This is a genomic window from Cellvibrio sp. BR, from assembly GCF_000263355.1.
Classification (GTDB): domain Bacteria; phylum Pseudomonadota; class Gammaproteobacteria; order Pseudomonadales; family Cellvibrionaceae; genus Cellvibrio.
In genome coordinates this window covers 175,928-193,759 of the sequence record NZ_JH668202.1, presented here as the reverse complement: position 1 = coordinate 193,759, position 17,832 = coordinate 175,928, and the positions used below count along the sequence as shown (strand labels likewise).

At 46.6% G+C, this 17,832-nt stretch carries 11 protein-coding genes; 2 read left to right on the top strand and 9 right to left on the bottom strand.

Going from position 1 to position 17,832, the window contains the following annotated elements; genetic code table 11:
* Nucleotides 1–5 precede the first annotated feature (5 nt).
* The gene (locus O59_RS11140) at nucleotides 6–1,430 is read right to left on the bottom strand and encodes a PLP-dependent aminotransferase family protein (protein ID WP_007642634.1); all 1,425 of its coding nucleotides are present in this window, start codon (nucleotides 1,428–1,430) and stop codon (nucleotides 6–8) included.
* Nucleotides 1,431–1,480: 50 nt separating this feature from the next.
* A complete protein-coding gene (gene ccoG / locus O59_RS11135; RefSeq protein ID WP_007642633.1) occupies nucleotides 1,481–2,911 on the bottom strand; it encodes a cytochrome c oxidase accessory protein CcoG in 1,431 nt (476 codons plus the stop codon).
* 245 nt (nucleotides 2,912–3,156) lie between these two features.
* Here ccoG and O59_RS11130 point away from each other — a divergent pair, with 245 nt between their 5' ends.
* Nucleotides 3,157–4,851 carry a nitrite/sulfite reductase gene (locus O59_RS11130; protein WP_007642632.1) on the top strand — a complete coding sequence of 565 codons (1,695 nt, stop codon included), beginning with the start codon at nucleotides 3,157–3,159 and terminating at the stop codon, nucleotides 4,849–4,851.
* Nucleotides 4,848–5,366, top strand: a complete 519-nt coding sequence (locus tag O59_RS11125) for a DUF934 domain-containing protein (protein ID WP_007642631.1) — start codon at nucleotides 4,848–4,850, stop codon at nucleotides 5,364–5,366. The genes O59_RS11130 and O59_RS11125 overlap by 4 nt, the downstream gene beginning before the upstream one ends.
* A 77-nt stretch (nucleotides 5,367–5,443) precedes the next feature.
* Here the strand turns inward: O59_RS11125 and O59_RS21035 are convergent, their stop codons facing one another.
* The 7 genes from O59_RS21035 to O59_RS11090 all read right to left on the bottom strand — a co-directional run bounded on the left by O59_RS21035 (nucleotide 5,444) and on the right by O59_RS11090 (nucleotide 17,709).
* Entirely contained in the window at nucleotides 5,444–6,772 is a 1,329-nt protein-coding gene (locus O59_RS21035) for a glycoside hydrolase family 105 protein (protein ID WP_007642630.1), read from the bottom strand.
* An 88-nt stretch (nucleotides 6,773–6,860) separates the two neighbouring features.
* On the bottom strand, nucleotides 6,861–9,677 hold the full coding sequence (locus O59_RS21030; protein ID WP_007642629.1) for a rhamnogalacturonan lyase: 2,817 nt from the start codon (nucleotides 9,675–9,677) through the stop codon (nucleotides 6,861–6,863).
* Between the two features lie 66 nt (nucleotides 9,678–9,743).
* On the bottom strand, nucleotides 9,744–10,274 hold the full coding sequence (locus O59_RS11110) for a hypothetical protein (RefSeq protein WP_040392229.1): 531 nt from the start codon (nucleotides 10,272–10,274) through the stop codon (nucleotides 9,744–9,746).
* Nucleotides 10,275–10,330: 56 nt separating this feature from the next.
* Nucleotides 10,331–13,312: a TonB-dependent receptor gene (locus O59_RS11105; protein ID WP_007642628.1), complete on the bottom strand. Its 2,982-nt coding sequence runs from the start codon at nucleotides 13,310–13,312 to the stop codon at nucleotides 10,331–10,333.
* A 407-nt stretch (nucleotides 13,313–13,719) separates the two neighbouring features.
* Nucleotides 13,720–15,081 carry an oligogalacturonate lyase family protein gene (locus O59_RS11100; protein ID WP_007642626.1) on the bottom strand — a complete coding sequence of 454 codons (1,362 nt, stop codon included), beginning with the start codon at nucleotides 15,079–15,081 and terminating at the stop codon, nucleotides 13,720–13,722.
* Between the two features lie 109 nt (nucleotides 15,082–15,190).
* Nucleotides 15,191–16,255, bottom strand: a complete 1,065-nt coding sequence (gene rhaT / locus O59_RS11095; RefSeq protein ID WP_007642618.1) for an L-rhamnose/proton symporter RhaT — start codon at nucleotides 16,253–16,255, stop codon at nucleotides 15,191–15,193.
* 2 nt (nucleotides 16,256–16,257) lie between these two features.
* Nucleotides 16,258–17,709, bottom strand: coding sequence for a glycoside hydrolase family 28 protein (locus O59_RS11090; protein ID WP_157152555.1), 1,452 nt, complete (start codon nucleotides 17,707–17,709; stop codon nucleotides 16,258–16,260).
* Nucleotides 17,710–17,832: the final 123 nt, after the last annotated feature.

Genomic DNA, 17,832 nt, shown 5'->3' with positions numbered 1-17,832 from the left:
TTACCTCAAAACGACGCCATCAATCGCCCTAAGATTTTCATTGCTTCTTCTATGTGTGGCGTCCAGGTATTGCCGTAGTTTAAGCGGATACAGTGGCGGAAGCGGCGGGAGGCGGAGAATATGGGGCCGGGGGCAATACTGATACCTTGGGCGAGGGCGAGTTTGAAGAGTTGCAGTGAATCTACCTGCGTGGGCAATTCTACCCACAAAAAATAACCACCCTTGGGTTGGGTTACGCGGGTGCCGCTGGGGAAATATTTTTCGATTGCCAGCAACATGTGTTGTTGCTGCGCTTCAAGGGTTTCGCGCAGTTTGCGCAAGTGGCGATCAAAACCGCCGTGCTGTAAATAATCAGCAATCGCTGCTTGTGCAGGCACCGAAGGGGAGATGGTGCTCATGAGTTGCAGGCGATAAATTTTTTCGGCGAACTTTCCACCCGCTACCCAACCGACTCTATAGCCTGGTGCCAGGCTTTTAGAAAAAGAACTGCAATACATAATTAAATTATGTTGATCAAAACTTTTTAAGGGTTTGGCTTGCTGGTTGCCAAAATAGAGTTCGGCGTAAACATCGTCCTCAATCGTGGGAATTTGATGTTGTGCAATTAACTCGCAAAAGGCTTTTTTCTTGTCATCGCTCATGCTGGCGCCGAGCGGATTGTGGTAACTGCTCATCACCCAAATCGCTTTAATTGGTAAGCGCGTGAGGGTGTCGGCCAAAATATCCAGGTCCATGCCTTCGCTTGGATGAACCGGAATTTCTACCGCTTTTAATTTCAACCGTTCCAGCACTTGCAAACAGGCATAAAAAGCGGGCGACTCAATCGCCACCATATCGCCGGGGCTGGTCACGGTTTGCAGCGATAAACTCAGCGCTTCCAAGGCGCCGCTGGTAATAATCAATTCATCGGCGGTGTATTTGTTGTTGGCGGTCATAGCACGCAACAAAATTTGGCGACGCAAATTCGCGTTGCCGCTGGTCATGTCGGTCACTATGGCCTGCGGCGACATATCGCGCAGCGCTTTATTCATGGAGCGCGCCAGCCGTGGCAGGGGGAATAAATCCGGGCTGGGAAAGGCGGAACCCAAGGGAATGGTGTGTGGGTCTTTAATGGAATCCAACACAGAAAAAACCAATTCACTGACATCCACCTCGGTAGCCGCAATTTCATGCCGCGCTTGCGCGTTGTCATTTAATTGCGGTTCGGCGAGCAGGCTGCCCGCATTGTTGCGCACCACATAACCGGAGCGCGCGCGGGCTTCAATGAGCCCGCGCCGCTCCAATAAGTAATAGGCCTGAAAAACGGTGGCGGCACTGATGCTATGGGTGCGGCTGGCGGTACGCACCGACGGAATTTTTTCGCCCGGCTTCAAAGTACCGGTGCGAATCAGTTCGGCGATGTTTTCTGCAAATTGTTCATAGAGTTTCATAAGCGAATGATAAGCCAGCCCCCGGTGTTCCGATAGTGTTGCCCAACTGCCTATTTACTCTGGTAGATAAAACTGGCGGATTGATCAATGGTTTGTTCCGGCTGATTTACATTGCTCATCTGGAAATTAAAATCGATATGGCTACCCTTGTTGTGGACCGGATCATGGTTTTTTAGGGCTACCGCGACCGGTAATTCTACGCGTTCACCGGCGGCCAAAGTCAGATGATAAGTTTTGGTTAAATACAGCGGTTTATCGCTTGCCAAGGTGAGTTGATAGGTCTGTATTTGTTGGGTTTTGTTGGTTAATTTCAGGCGATAAACATTCACTTTTTCACCGAGTGAATTGGTGCGCAATACATTGCGGTCGCGATAAGCACTCAGTGCCATTTGCTCCCGCGCATTTAAGCTCAGCGCAAGAATTGCCAGAAGTGCGGCAATCGCGACGGCATAGGCAATGAGGCTGGTGCGCCAACGAATGCCGGGTTTTATCGCGCTGCGTTGCGTGGGCGGCAGCTCCAATAGGCGTTCACTGGTATAACTCACCAAACCGCGCGCATAACCCATTTTATCCATCACCGAGTCGCAGGCATCCACACAGGCGGCGCAACCGATACAGTCCATTTGTAAACCGTTGCGAATATCAATACCGGTTGGACAAACCTGCACGCACATATGGCAGTCGATGCAATCACCCAAATTTTTTGCGTGATGATCCTCATCTTTTCTGCGTGCTCCACGACTCTCACCACGCTGCGCATCGTAACCGATAATTAATGTGTCTTTATCAAACATCACGCTTTGGAATCGCGCGTAAGGGCACATGTGGGTGCAGACTTTTTCGCGCAGCCAGCCGCCATTGAGGTAGGTCATACCGGCGATAAAAAATACCCAAAATGCGTAATTGCCTTCCAGTTGCACAGTGACTAAATCGCTCACCAAATCGCGCACCGGCATAAAGTAGCCCATAAAGGCGATGCCGGTGGCGAGCGAAGCGAGTAACCACAAACAATGTTTGCTGCTGCGACGAAAAAATTTGTTCAAAGACCAAGGCGCTGCATCCAGTTTCACCCGTTGATAACTGTCGCCCTCGGTGATTTTTTCCATCCACATAAATGCCCAGGTCCAAGTGCTTTGTGGGCAGGCGTAACCGCACCAGACTCGCCCGGCTATTACCGTAACGGCGAGCAATAAAAATGCGCTGATGCTCATGACAAACGCGAGCAGTAAAAAATCCTCAGGTAAAAATGTGGTGCCAAACACATAGAATTTTCGCTCGGTTAAATCCCACAACACTGCTTGGTGTCCGTCCCAGTTAATCCAGGCAGTACCAAAAAATAATAGTGCCAGTACACCGGCGATACTGATGCGCAGGCGGCGAAAAACCCCGTTAAAACTGCGCGTATGAATTTTCCCGCCGCGTTCAGCGGGCGTGGGTTTGTGAGAGGAGGGCAGCTGTTGTACAGGAATATGTTCGCTCATGACGTGCTTCTCTTCGTTTGGTCAGTCATTGTGCAGTCAGTATGCGATTCCATCTGTACTGGTAACAGATTCAGTTTCAGCGAAAAACACCGTAGCAGATGCAGCCGTTCAGATTGGTTCATCGCGTATCTGATCTGTAGAAATTCTGGTTATCTGCAACTGTTCTGCAGTACAGAGCAGGGCTAAGGTAAGCGATCAACCTTGGCTGCCAATCTGGTGCTCTGTTATGTGTGTGGTGCTCTGTTATGTATAGCTACGATGATTATGATTACGCGCTGGTGCGTGAACGGGTGGAACAATTCAGGGATCAAGTTGCGCGTCGTTTGAGTGATGAGCTGACGGAAGAGGAGTTTTTACCGCTGCGCTTGCAAAATGGTTTGTATCTGCAAAAACACGCCTACATGTTGCGTGTGGCGATTCCTTACGGCGTGTTATCCAGTAATCAGTTACGCACGCTGGCGTACATTGCACGCACTTACGATAAAGGTTACGGCCATTTCACCACGCGCCAGAATATTCAATTTAATTGGATTCAATTAGAGCAAGCGCCGGATATTCTGGATTGCCTGGCCGCTGCGCAAATGCATGCGATTCAGACCTCGGGCAACTGTGTGCGCAATGTCACCACCGAAGCTTTTGCGGGTGTCGCGGCGGATGAAATTATCGACCCGCGGCCCTTGGCCGAATTATTGCGCCAGTGGTCAACCATCAACCCGGAATTTTTATTTTTACCGCGCAAATTTAAAATTGCGATTTCCTCGGCTGAACAAGATCGCGCCGCGATAAAAGTGCATGACATTGGCTTGCATGTTTATCGCGCGAATAACGGTGAAATGCTGCTGCGCGTTTATGTGGGCGGTGGCTTGGGGCGCACGCCAATTATCGGTTTGGCGATTAAAGAGGATTTGCCCTGGCGCCATTTGCTCTCCTACGTGGAAGCCATTTTGCGTGTATACAATCGCCATGGTCGGCGCGATAACAAATACAAAGCGCGCATTAAAATTCTGGTGAAGGCGCTGGGTATTGCCGCGTTTGCAGAGGAAGTGCAGCGCGAGTGGCAAGCGATTAATAGTGGCCCGGCGGAAATTACTGATCAGGAATACCAGCGTATTGCCGCCGCGTTTGTTGCACCGGCCTATGAATTTTTACCCGCACAGAATTTTGATTACAACACCCAGTTGTTTAAGCATGCGGAATTTTCCCGCTGGGTTGCGCGCAGTGTAATCGCGCATAAAGTGACGGGTTATGCGGCGGTTATTATTTCCACCAAGCCGGGCATAAGCGCGCCGCCGGGTGATGTTACCGCTGAACAAATGGAGGTGATTGCTTTACTCGCCGAACAATTTGGTTTTGGTGAAGTGCGTGTCGCCCATGAGCAAAATCTGGTGTTACCGGATGTGCGCAAAGCGGATTTATTTGCCTTGTGGCAAGCGCTGGATTTGATCGGCATGGCAACACCCAACGCCGGGCTGCTCACCGATATTATCGCTTGCCCCGGCGGCGATTATTGCTCGCTTGCCAACGCCAAATCCATTCCCATCGCCCAGGCAATTCAACAGCGTTTTGAAGATCTGGATTATTTGCACGATGCTGGTGAGCTTAGTTTAAATATTTCCGGCTGTATGAATGCCTGTGGCCATCACCACATCGGCAATATCGGCATATTGGGTGTGGATAAAAATGGCAGCGAGTTTTATCAGGTCACATTGGGTGGTGCTCAGGGCAATGAGAGTCGTTTAGGTAAGGTGATTGGCCCGGCATTTTCTGCTGCAGAAATGCCAGATGTGATTGAAAAAATCATCACCACTTACAAACATTATCGCGAAGTGGATGAACCGTTCATTGATGTGGTGCAGCGAATTGGTATTGATCCCTTTAAAGAAAGCCTCTACCAAAGCTCAGCGTCACCGCAGCAGCAACCCATGGAGGTTTTGCCATGAATAATATTATTGCACTTGTGCAAGACGGTGCGCACATTGTGGAGCAAGACCCCTGGGTGTTTATTAGTTCTGAAACTGAATTGGTTGAGTTTTCTGCGCACCAAAAACTGATTCTGCCCTTTTCCCTGTGGCAAAAGTGTCAGCCGGATCCCGTACTGCGCGGCGAACAGCAAAGTGTACAGGGTTTTTGGCTCGCGCCTGATGAAGAGGAAGAACCCGTAAAACAATGGTTAGCGGTAGTGCCCATAATTGCGCTGCAATTCCCCAGCTTTCGCGATGGCCGCGCATACACCCAAGCCTACGTATTGCGCACCCGCTTGGGTTGGGCCGGGGAATTGCGTGCAGTGGGCGATGTATTGCGCGATCAGTTGAGCCATATGCGTCAATGTGGCTTCACCAGTTTTGCCATTCGCACCGACAAATCTGTTGCGGATGCGCTCAAAGGTTTATCGGGTATTAGTGTGCTCTATGGCCGCTCAGTCATTCAGCCGCTGCCATTATTTCGGCGGCGATGATTTTTAAACCATCATTGCGATACCCGCGTTAGCGGGTATCCATTTTCAGCCTCAAGTGAAAAATAAATGGCTGAATATTATGGCTGTGAATAATCCACCCAGGGATCAAACATTAAATCTTTTACCGCTTGTTTTTCGGCATTGCGGCGTTGGTCCTCACGCACTTGCTCAGGAGTTGGGTTGGCGGGTAAAGGGCTGGGTGGAATATCGCTGGCGTGATATTCCGGTTTGGGCGGTTTGGGTAATGGCAGCGGTAGTTTAGTAATCGGTTGATTTAAATTGGCAATTTCCAAGCCCGCTAAAATAAAGGCGCCCGAGGCATAAAGCGCGGTAGTTTCACGTTTGGTGGGCACGGGTTGGTCGCCCGCAGATTGCACCTGACCCAATATACCGCTGGGCAAAATATAATTATTTAAACCCGCCCAGCCTTTCAGCACTTGCGGTAAATACTTATCGCGTTCGAGTAAACCGTGATTAATGCCAAAGGCCAGGGCATAGGTAAAAAATGCAGTACCGGAGGTTTCCGGTTCCGGGTAGGCTTCCAGATCCAACAAGCTTGCGCGCCAGAGTCCGTCTGGCTGTTGGAGTTTGGCGATACTAGCCATCATCTCCTGAAATAATTTCACATACTGCGGTCGGCTTGGATAATTCTCCGGCATGGCTTCCAGAATACGGGCGAGTCCTGCCACTACCCAACCTTGCCCGCGCGACCAGAATATTTTTTTACCATTGGCGGAGCGGCGCTCGATAAAACGTTCATCGCGTGCAAATAAATTAACGTCTTTGTCGTAGAGGCGCTCGTATACGCGCCAGAATTGTTTATCCATGGCATCGATATATTTTGCATCGCCGGTAATTGCCGACATGCGTGTTAATACCGGCGGCGCCATAAATAATGAATCGCACCACCACCAGACTAATTTTTTCGGAGCAGGTTCAAGGCTTAAATAGGGCAGGGTGTAATCCAGCCGCTGTTGCAGCGGCATAAGCACGCCGGGCAAACCGGTGCGTAAATAAATAGCTTGATATAAATCACCAATGGCTTGGTCATCAGCATTAATTAAGTGCACCGGCGCGCCGTGGCCTTGGTGGGCGTAGTTAAAACGCTGTGCAGTTTCCATGTTAAATGCGAGCACATCTGGCACATTGGCAACATCCACTAATTTGGCGGTACCGACAAAAAATGTGGCGGAAATCCAGTTGGTGTTAATGTGCCGCCGTTTTAATTCAGGTTTGGTTTCTATTTCTTTTAGTCTTGCCACCTCCGCTGAAGCAAGTTTTTTAACGGTGGTGATAGTTTGTTCTCGCTCAGGGATTTTATTGCTAATGGGTTCTGCCTGAGGTGACGTAAACATCAAGCTACTGCTAATCGTTAGTGCGATGGCGAGTGTTTGTGTGAGCTTCACAATAAATCCTCGTTGTGGTTATAAATGATCGGGCAATAAAAAAATGCCGAGCTGTAAAAAACAGTCGGCATTTTTTTGATGCGGAGTTTTAGTATGTAATGCAGGCTTCCGGTATGGTATTTACCGTGGTGCCATCAGTCATAGTGAGTTTGAACATATACCAATAGGTTGTTCCTGCTACTACGCCGATATCTACTAGCGTTCCCTCTTGCGGAGCGCTAGCGATAACACGGGTTCTACCACTGGCTTGGTTGCGGGTATTGCGATAGATCTCAACTACGCGAATAGATGGGAAGTCTTGCAGCTTCCAGCTCAAATTAATGCCATTGCTAACCTTACTACTCACTAGATTGGTTTTTGGTTCGAGTATTGTGTCGACGTAAGCAGGCGCTGTGCGCACCAATTCGTTTGTTGTCGCGTTATCAAGCTCAACCCAGTAGTAATAATTTTTACCGGCAGTGGCACTGGCATCTTGCCAGCTCAGGCTGTCAGTTGCTGCGCTACCAATTAATTGACTGCTGGAAAAATCCGCCGGTTGTGTATTGTCTGGCGTTTCTGCGCGATAAATATGAATGCTGCGTAATTCCATATTTTCGCTGCGCCAGGTTAGCTGTACTGGCACCATGTTGTTGATAATATTTAATTCCACTTGCGGAATTAAGCTAACTGACAATTGGGTTTTGGATGTTCCAGCATCGAGTTGACGATGTTTTTTACCACCGCGCAGTTCAGCGGAGTAAATATAATTTACATCCGGCACTACATTGGTATCGATCAGTTCACCTTGATCGCCATGAATATAACCAATTCGAATTTTATTGTCTGGTGCGTCCTCAGTGCTGCGGAAAATATGAGCACCGTTAAATTTTGCTTTGTTGCTATACAGGCGCACAGTCACTTTGTTCGTATCGCCTTGCGCGACTAATTTTGCCCAGCGAGTACCTTTAACACTGGTTGTGGCATAGTCGGGCACTGTTTGCATATCGCTACCCAAATAGAAGCTCGGGTGCGGTGGTTGGTTGTAACCTACATTTTGCCAGGCAATCGCTACACGGTATTGCGGGTTTTGCATCAGGGTAGGAATGCGATGATTGGTGGGAATCGGGCTGGAGAAGATCATTAGCTCGCTGCTGTCCGCTTTGGCCCAAACCACTTCTTCGCGCCAATCACCAATAATATCAGCAGAAATAGCAGGTGTGGCTTTGGTACCATTGGCAGACACTGCGCTGTATAAATCGCCATTCAAAATAATATTGGAAACACTATTTTCGTAATCCCATTTATATACTTTGTTACCGTCCAGAATTTCGCGTAACAAATCACCATCCCACCAGAGTGCAAAATTAACTTGGGGTGGGCGAACATCACCAATCAATTGACCATTGGCTGCTACCAATCCAGCAACGGCAGAAGAGCTCCAGTTTTCATTGCCTGCAAAACGGGGGTCTATATCAATACTCACACCGCGACCAATATCGCCACCGTTAGTTGGGCGGCTCCACAATATTTGGCCGGTGGCCGCATCGTGCAATTCCACTCCGTATTCCATACCGTCTTTGGTGTAGCAGGAGGGGCATTCATGCACCATAAAAATTTCCTGGCCGGGGCGAGTAGGGTCTATGTCGGAAACATGCAGTGCATCGCCGTGGCCTAAACCTGTGCTGTAAAGTGCATGTCCGTCATCGTCGATGGTAGCAGCACCGTAAATAATTTCATCGCGACCATCGCTATCCACATCGGCAACCGACAAACTGTGTGCACCCTGGCCGTAAACAATTTCATCGCCATTGGCGTTATTGGTATCAAACACCCAGCGCTCGCTGAATTTTCCATCGACCCAATCAAATGCAGCAACCACCGCGCGGGTGTAATAACCACGGGCCATAAATAAACTTGGTGTTTCACCATTCAAATAAGCAACACCCGCCAGAAAGCGATCCACGCGGTTGCCATAGGTATCGCCCCAGCTGCCGACATTGCCGCGCTGCGGAACATAATCAATAGTGTCCAGCGCTTCGCCCGACAAACCATCAAACATGGTTAAATATTCTGGACCATTTAAAATATAACCGCTGCTGTTGCGATAATCGGCACTTGCATCCCCAATCACTGTACCGCGACCATCGACTGTGCCATCTGCAGTTTTCATCGCGATTTCAGCGCGGCCATCGCCATCAAAGTCGTAGGCGATAAATTGGGTGTAGTGCGCACCGGCGCGAATATTTTTGCCCAAATTAATTCGCCAGAGTTGTTCGCCTTCCAGGGTATAAGCGTCGATAAACACATTACCGGTATAACCGCTTTGGGAGTTGTCCTTGGCGTTGCTGGGGTTCCATTTCACAATTACTTCATAGTCGCCATCACCATCCAAATCGGCAACACTTGCATCGTTCGCGCTGTAATCGTGCATCACACCCAAAATGGAATCACCTTTGGGTTTGTTGAGTGGAATACTTAAATAAGCGTTGCTCCATGCCGTTGCGCTATTCGCTTTTTTATCTTGCAGGTGATGTTCACCTTCAATCATCACATGATATTTATCGCCCGCTTTGCCTTGGGTATCCATAAAAAAGGTGGCGGAGTCCAGCGGCTTTTTGGTTAATTTTTTACCGTTGCGAAATACATGAAAGCCTTTGTTGGTAGGATCTTTTTGCAGTAAACGCCAGCTAATGGCATTGCCGTTTTCGGTTGTAATCACGACTAAACCGCGATCCAGATTCTCCACAGATTTTTTAACTTCACAGGTTTGTGATTCACGGCAATCGGGTTTTTTCTTATCCTGCTGTTGATGCGCTTGGCTCAGCGGGACTGATAAAGCGGTGAGTGCACAAACTGAAAAAACTGCCTTGCGCAACCAAGGCTGCTTTAGGCTATTAAGGGATATGTTGATATAAGAGAGTTTCATTATTGGTTATTCTCCTTAAAGGTTGATAATAAAAAACCCCGAGGATTAGTCGGGGTTTAAGATACTTTAGCCTCCTACATAGACTTGAATTTCCATTTCTCTACATACAGGTCTTGGCTCTGTGCGAATCGGATTTCCCAAGTAGGCTTCGCAGAGTGGGCCAGATCCATTGTAGTCTTGATAGTAATGCGTTTGCTCTATTGTTTCAGGAACAAATACTTCATCACAATACCATCCCGCATTTCCTGAATCGTAACCACCTATATTTGAACGCTCGCCAATAAACCAATTATTACCATAAATTGGGAATATTTTATTTATACATACTCTTTCTTTTTTAGTAACCCATAATACCTCTCCATCTGTCCATTCGTTATGAACTTTTCTGCAGTGATTCCAATTCTCCAGATCAATATTATATCCATACATAGCAAATTCATAATTGAGAAAACAATCATTTCTTTGTACTGCATCATTTATGTTGTCACAGTATTGTCTAGGTTCATAAGGAGCTGGTCCGCAGTTTGATTCTGAAGCGATAGCAAAGTTACTTAAAAAAAATGATAACTGGAAAATTAAGATTATATATTTTGACATGGTTTAATATCCTTGATTGTTTTTGAAAAATATTCTCAATGTTTGGCGCTGAATGCCTACATTTTATAGGTAATACCTATCGCATATTCTCTTCCGGAGTAGTCGTATTGCGACATACGGCCTGTGCCGGAATTGATGTGCACCACTTCACTCGTCAGGTTGCGACCGTCAATATAGAACTTCAAATTTTCGGTAATGTTGTAATTGAATTTTGCATCCAAATAACCAGCATCATCCACTAACAAGGGGTTGCCTGAACGATCAGAAGCTTTTACCAGATATTCACTACGGAAGTTATAAGCTACACGCATGCCCCAAGCCTCTGTTTCGTAGAAAGCAGAGATGTTATAGCTATCTTCAGATTGAGATGGGAAGGGTAACTCTTCTCCTGTAAGGGCGTTAAACAAACCAACATCTTCTGCTTCCATATAAGTGTAGTTAACTGAACCACCAAAACCGTCGAATGGGGCAGGCAACATGGTAAACATAGTGCTGGCTTGCAGTTCTAAACCAGTTGTTTTAGCTCCACTACTATTATATTTCTGGCGTACATCCCACAAGCGGCCATCATTGAAAAAGTCCACATCACGGGTGGTGTCTGGATCAACGATCCAACTATCCATTTCTTTGTTGAATAAAACCGCAGAAACAATAGAGTCCTCATTGGGATACCAAGTTAATGCCAAATCCATTTGATTAGCAACGTAAGGTTTTAGTGCAGGATTTCCTGCAGTACAGGTATCTGGCAGGTCATCTATTTCTGCTTGCGTGTAATCATTAATAATACAGGTAGCATTGACGTTAATATCTGCAATGCGTGGATGCGCCATTACTTTTGCTAGGCCAAAATACAATTCCAGCTCGTTTGGAATTAAACCTAAAGTCAGGTTCAAACTTGGCAGTGTTTCGGTATAGTCTTCTTTAATAGTTTTGCGACCATTAAATGTATCTGGATGATCCAGATCTTCTACTGGCGCTGCAAACGCACCGGTAACGGGGTTAACTACCGGATTTCCATTTGCATCTAATTGATCCACCATCACGCGGATAGTGACATCACCATTGGCTGCAGTTTTAGTGTCCACGACACGTACACCAAAGTTACCTGTCAAGGGTAAGCTACCGATGGCCATTTCAAAGTTTGCTTGACCGTAGAGTGCATTGGTTGCAACCTCTACATCAAAATTACCGCGATTCACATTAAGGTCGGTGCGCGTAGTATTATCAGCACTAATTGCTCTTAGTTCTTCCAGAATTGCCTTAGAATCTATAGCTTGCCAAGAGCTAGGTGCGTAAGTCGAGAGGCTGAAATTTTTAAAGAAATCGGGCGTGCTTTCTGTGCGACCTTCAATCAACGCAATTTGGTCTGCTACAGTCCACATTTGATCGTTGTAGCTGGCACCGACGTTGCGGATAATGTTATAGGCAAATTTAGCATTCACAAATTCCTGGCTGTTGTATTGGTAACCGGTTTGGAATTTGGTAAAAAAGCCACTATCAGGTGAATAGGCAAAATCCAACTTGGTCATATCTTCCTGAGTTTCATCTTGCTCCGGACGATAATTGTAGGATGCACCGCCAGAGTAACTGGCCGGATCATTCACATTGAATTTATTTGATGTGTCAGTTAAGTCATTGGCGTTTCTAATATAGGCATTGCTTAAATCAATATCGGGTAAGCCTTGGCGGTTTAAGTTAACTTCTAAATCAACAATGCCACCTGCCCACACGGTAGTGCCGCGCGAATCAATATCCTGCTCCGAGGTAGAGCGAGCAATAACACCAGATGCTTGGAATTTGTCTAGGCTATATTCAAAACCGGTTTCCACCATGCTGCTTTCTTGATACCAATCAATATCCAGCACACGATTACTAATGGTGGCATTGGCTGTTTTGAAGCCAACTATATTGTGTCTATCATCCCAAATAACACTTTGCGGGTTGACGCGTGCAGCCGAGTTGGTTTCAAACTGTAAGTTTGTGTCATAAGCAGTCTTGTCTCGTTCGTTGTATGTATAACCCACATAGGCTGAAAGGTTATCGGTAAATGCGTATTGCACCATAGTATTGGCGCTCAGGCGTTTTTCACCGCGCTCCCAAATACCATAGCGTGGCAAACTCGGTGAAAATTCGTCCCATTGTGCTAAACAAGTATTTCGGTCAGCAACAACACTAATACCAGCACAACCGGATTTTTCAGTAATGTTTTCGTATTTTGGATTTACTGTAGTTTTTTCTGCCGATTGGTCGTAATCCGCAAAGCGCTGCCATTCAGTATTGCGAATACCGTGCAGTACTGTGTCTTTATCGGCAGCGGTAACGTTTACCAACACACCGAGTTTTTCATTAAATTTGTATACACCAATGAAATTGGTTTTTGGCATGGCATCGCCAATAAGATCGTTGTACTGCACTTCGCCATTAGCAGAAAAAAAGTTTTCTTTAAACTCATTCGGCTTGCGGGTGTTCACTTGAATGGTACCGCCAAGACCGCCTTCAGTTAAACGCGCTTCGGAACCTTTAATAACGTCCAACGATTTAACTAATTCAGAAGCCATATCGCGGAAGTCCACGCCGCGGCTGCCGCCCATACCCATAGCACCAACGCTGTTCAATTCCACGCGCAGTAAATCAGGGTCTACACCACGCACACTTACCGATGAGCCTTCGCCGTTGTCGCGGCCAATTTGTACACCGGGAATCCGTTGCAATGCTTCAGCGATATTTTTATCGGGGAAGGCGCCAATATCTTCGGCTACCAAAGAGTCAGTCATGGTCACTGCCGCTTTTTTGCGATCCAGTGCGCTGCGTTGACTGAAACGAATACCTGAAACCTCTACCTCTTCAATATCCTTATCCGCTGTGGTTGCTGTTGCTGTTGCTGTTGCAGCTTGCTGCGCAAAAGCGCCGTGGCTAAGCACGGCCAAACCGGCACTGGCAACCAACATGGATGCAATACCGCTGGCGAGCAGCTTGCGCGAAAAGGGGATGTTGGTGTTTTCTACTCGTGTTGACTTGATTTGACTGAAGGTGGTCATTTTTCCCTCTCTATTATTGTGTTTAACGATTATTTTGAACGAACCACCGAATACTATTATCATATTAATTCATGGTCAATCATAACCAATCATTTTATTGGTCATTGGTAATCATTTGTGGTCATAGGTAACACTGGCTGTAACCAACGGAAAATTGCGTTCAAAAATGGCGCATTAATCATTAAAAACGGAATGCCTCAAAGCCTGAGGGAGGAGCGAGAGTGCTGACGTTGGAAAAAACAACACAAAAAAGAAGAGGTAATAAAAAGAAAATAAGAAGAGAGAGATGAAAGAGAGAAATAAAAATAAAAAAGCAATAAAAATAAAAGAGTAGTGAAAGAGAAAATAAACATTAACAAGAAAAATACTGGTTTGAACTTTTGCCAAACCAGCAGTACAACAAATACTTAAAGTTCTACGGCGTAGGCGTGGATTGGGCCGTGCATATTGGAGCGGAAGACTAAATATTTTCCATCCGGTGAGAATTGTAAATTGGGTTCTACGCGGTAGTCGTGATTGTGCATATCCACGAGCTTGGTGCTTTTTAATTTTCCCGGGCGAATCAATTGTGCGGCATTGGGTGCACTGACGGCTATATCTTCAATAATTTCCGGTTCAAACAAATAAATGTATTTACCGTCTTCAGCACGTGCGACCATTTCGTGGTCGCCACCATCACCGGCTAATAATGTTCCATCGCGCGATATTTGGTAATGCACTGACCACTCGTTGCGTTCAAGGTGATACCAATGGCGCTGTTGGCTTTCCAGATTGTAGGTGGCTAACCAAAACACTTCGCCGCGCGGGGTTTGCAGATCGTAATACACGGTTTTTCCATCAAACGAGAAAAACTCATGACCGGCGATTTCCATATTCATGCTGCGTTGGTGAATTTTTTGTTTATTTTTGCCGTTGATATCAATCGTCCAGACTCTATCCACCATATGCCAGGGGCCTTCATGGCAATACATTATTTTGCGCGGGTCGGCAGGGGAGAATTGCACATGGTTAAGCCAATCATTGGAGCGGGTAACCACTTTACGTTTACCGGTTTTTATGTCGATGGTAAAAATTTCCATGGGAATATTTTTAGCCAGGCGCTCAGCCATGCGCAGTTCTTTAGCTTCAGCGAAGTTCAGTGGTTTGCCGTCTGCCCCCAGGGCGTTATAGCCACCGTCGGTATTGGCGACTTTAGGGCCGGGTTGCAATTCTACAAATTCAGTGGCGTAGGCGCCTGCCATTAAGGTGTCATCGGCATTGATGGAGGTGATAAAACCTTTAGGGAAAACACCCAGAAACTTTGCATTGCCGCTGGGGATATCAATTGCATAGTACTCGACATTATTAAATAAATTGGTGTTGTCTTTACCTTTGAATTCACCGGTATATTTGCGCGCATAACAAATAGGTTTGGTGTAGGAAACCATAATCACTTCATAGTGGCCTTCGGCTAACAGTGAATGGCTATTAGTTGAAAAATCATAAAGGCCTATACCCTTAGGGGTATTCATGACCATGTAACGGCTGTCATGAGTAAACGCGTTGTCGTGAAAGTAAAGGGATTTTGAATTATCAATTTGCGACAGACGGATAATTTTTTTCTTGCTTATCGGATCAGTCCATTCGGTGGGAATAACTCCGTGGGTGTTAGCGGCAATAGGTGCGCTAGTAGATTGTGAGGAAGGTAAATCTGCAGCCATTGAATGTTTATTCAGCATCAACAGCGCGCTGCCAATAGCGGAGGAAATTAATAAGTCTCTTCGTTTCATAGGTTTTATCCTAACCATTTTTATAGATACCCGCGTTCGCGGGTATGACGAACCTGATAAATGTTAAAGCTGGCAAATGACGAACCTGTTGAAGGTAAGTGCTCTCCGATTACACCAAAGAATTACCGTAGCCGATCACAATGGTGGAGCCCACTAAACAACTGAGGCCAAGGAATACATAATTAAGAGTTTTACGGCTGGAACCTTTCCATTCTTTCAGGGCGAAACCCCAGAGTGATGAAAAAGTAATGATAGAGGCCATGTGCAGTGTCCAGGAGGAAAAACCGTACTCGCCCATTTGGCTTTCGCCCATTACATAAAAGAAAAATTGGAAATACCAGAGCACACCTGCCAATGCACACCAGAGTAAATTAATACCGCTGGTAGCGGGGCGCTCATTCGCTGAACGCATTTTGGGTTGGAGTATTTCCGCTGCGGTTTTATTCTTTGCAATTAAATAACCGCACCACAAAAAATTAGTGGTGGCACCGCCAATCAATACAATACAAATAACCGGTAAACCTTTGAATAGCGGATTAGTTCCTGCGGCGGCTGATAATGCTGCCAGCGGTTCACCAGCGGAAATGCCGAAGGCAAAACAAGAGGACATGAGCCCGCAAAATAACGCGACTAATAAACCTTTTTTTAAATCGAATTCAGCGATATTTTTCTGCCGCTCTTCGGGTGGGCTTTCTTTTTCTTTGCAGATTCCACCTACACCCACAATCGCAATGCCTAGCAAACACATTGCCAATCCGACCAACACAATTTTTCCGTGGGTGGTGGGTAACACCTCCGTAAAAAATACGCCTTTGAGCATAGGTGGAATAATGGTGCCAAAAAATGCACATAGCCCGAGTGCAACTGCCATACCTAGCGACAAGCCCAGGTAGCGCATCGTCAAACCAAAAGTTAAGCCACCCAGCCCCCAGAGGAGACCGTACACAATACATTGAATCAGTGTATTGCTATCGGCAGCGGCAATCACGCCAAATAAATCCTCAGTGCGGAAATAAGCAAAAATCCAGGGGGCGAAAATCCACGAAAAAAATCCGCCCATTAACCAATAGATTTCCCAAGACCAACCGCGCACTTTGCGAAAGGGAACATAAAAGCTGGCAGACGCTAATCCGCCCAGCCAATGGAATAAAACCCCGAGTAATGGATTTGACATAATTATTGTGCCGCTGATCTTAGGTAAGTGATTTCGCCTTTGGTGTTGGCGACATCATCAAAAATAACGGCATCGGAGTCAGTCGTTTCAACGGTTACATTATCAAAACTAAATCCGCGCGCATGGGTGATTGCACCGGAGGCTGCGGCGGTAATGTGCATATTGCTGAAGTGAACATTTTGCAGCGGCGCTTCTGCATAACCCTGCATCAAAAATGCGGCGTTGGCTTCAGCTTTTATATTGCTGATATGAATGTCGCGCAATTTCGGCATACCTTTTTCCTTGGGTACCGGGGTCGCAAGAATTTTCCAATGTTCCGGCACATTTTTAATGCCGGGTGGAATGACCGGGTAGGAATAAACGGGCAGCCAATTTAAATCCACGCGCACCGCGGCTTCGGCATTTTGTACTTTCATATCGCGGATGCGAATGTCAGACACAGTGCCACCGCGTACATGGGCAGATTTAAAAAATATGCCGCTGTACACCGGGCCTTGCACATCCAGATTGTAAACATCGATATTGCGAATACTGCCGGAGGTCTCGCTGCCAAAAGTAACACCAGCCTCGGCGTGGCGAATAATGGAATCGCGGATTACGACGTGTTCGGTGGGGCGGTTCACGCGCAATCCGTCGGCATCGCGCCCGGCTTTTAAACAGAGTGCATCGTCGTTGACATCAATATCGGCTTTTTCTACCAACACATGATGGGATGAATCTATATCGATACCGTCAGTGGATGGGCCTTTGCCATCAGAGTTGTTGCGAATAACTACGTTGGATACTTTAACATCGTTGGAATAGACAATTTGTAGCGTCCAAAAACCGGCGCGCTTCATATGCAAGCCGCCACCCAATTCAATGCGTTTTGAATTATAGACTTGAATTAAACGCGGGCGCTCAGCGTCGTAATCGGCCGCCCAGCGCAAGCCCTTACCTTCATACACATTACGTTTATCCCAAAAGGTTTGCCAAAATACCATGCCATTGCCGTCGATGGTGCCTTCACCATAAATGTGTACATCAGCTTGTTCGTATACATTCAATAGCGCAGAAGGCCATACAATTTCGATCCCGGCGATGCGGGTTTTTTGACGCGGATAGGATTCAATATTCTGTTTGCCGGTAAGCGTTACGCCTTTATCCAAGCGCAGCGCCATATTGGATTTTAAAAATAGCGAACCGGTAAGGTAGGTGCCGGGTTGTAGTACCAGCGTCGCCTTTTTTGCGGCGGTTGCGTCAATCGCTTTTTGTAATGCGTTGGTATCGTCGGTTGTTCCATCACCTTTTGCACCGAAGTCGCTGGCGTTAATTTCAAGAGCGTTAATATTTTTTGGGGCAGCGACTGTTAATTCGGTGCGCTCTAACACTGTGGGATTGGGTCCGGCCTGCGCGGGAAGTGTTATGAGGCTTGCGAGTAAAACGATATAAGCAGGAAGGGTTAAAAATTTCATTGCACCATCTCCATTTATTTTTATGGATACCACGCATTTGCGGGTATGACGAAAGCGTATTTTTAAAGTTTCGTGGGAAATAAAAATCAAGCAATAAAAGTAGGGAATAGAAATTAGAGAATA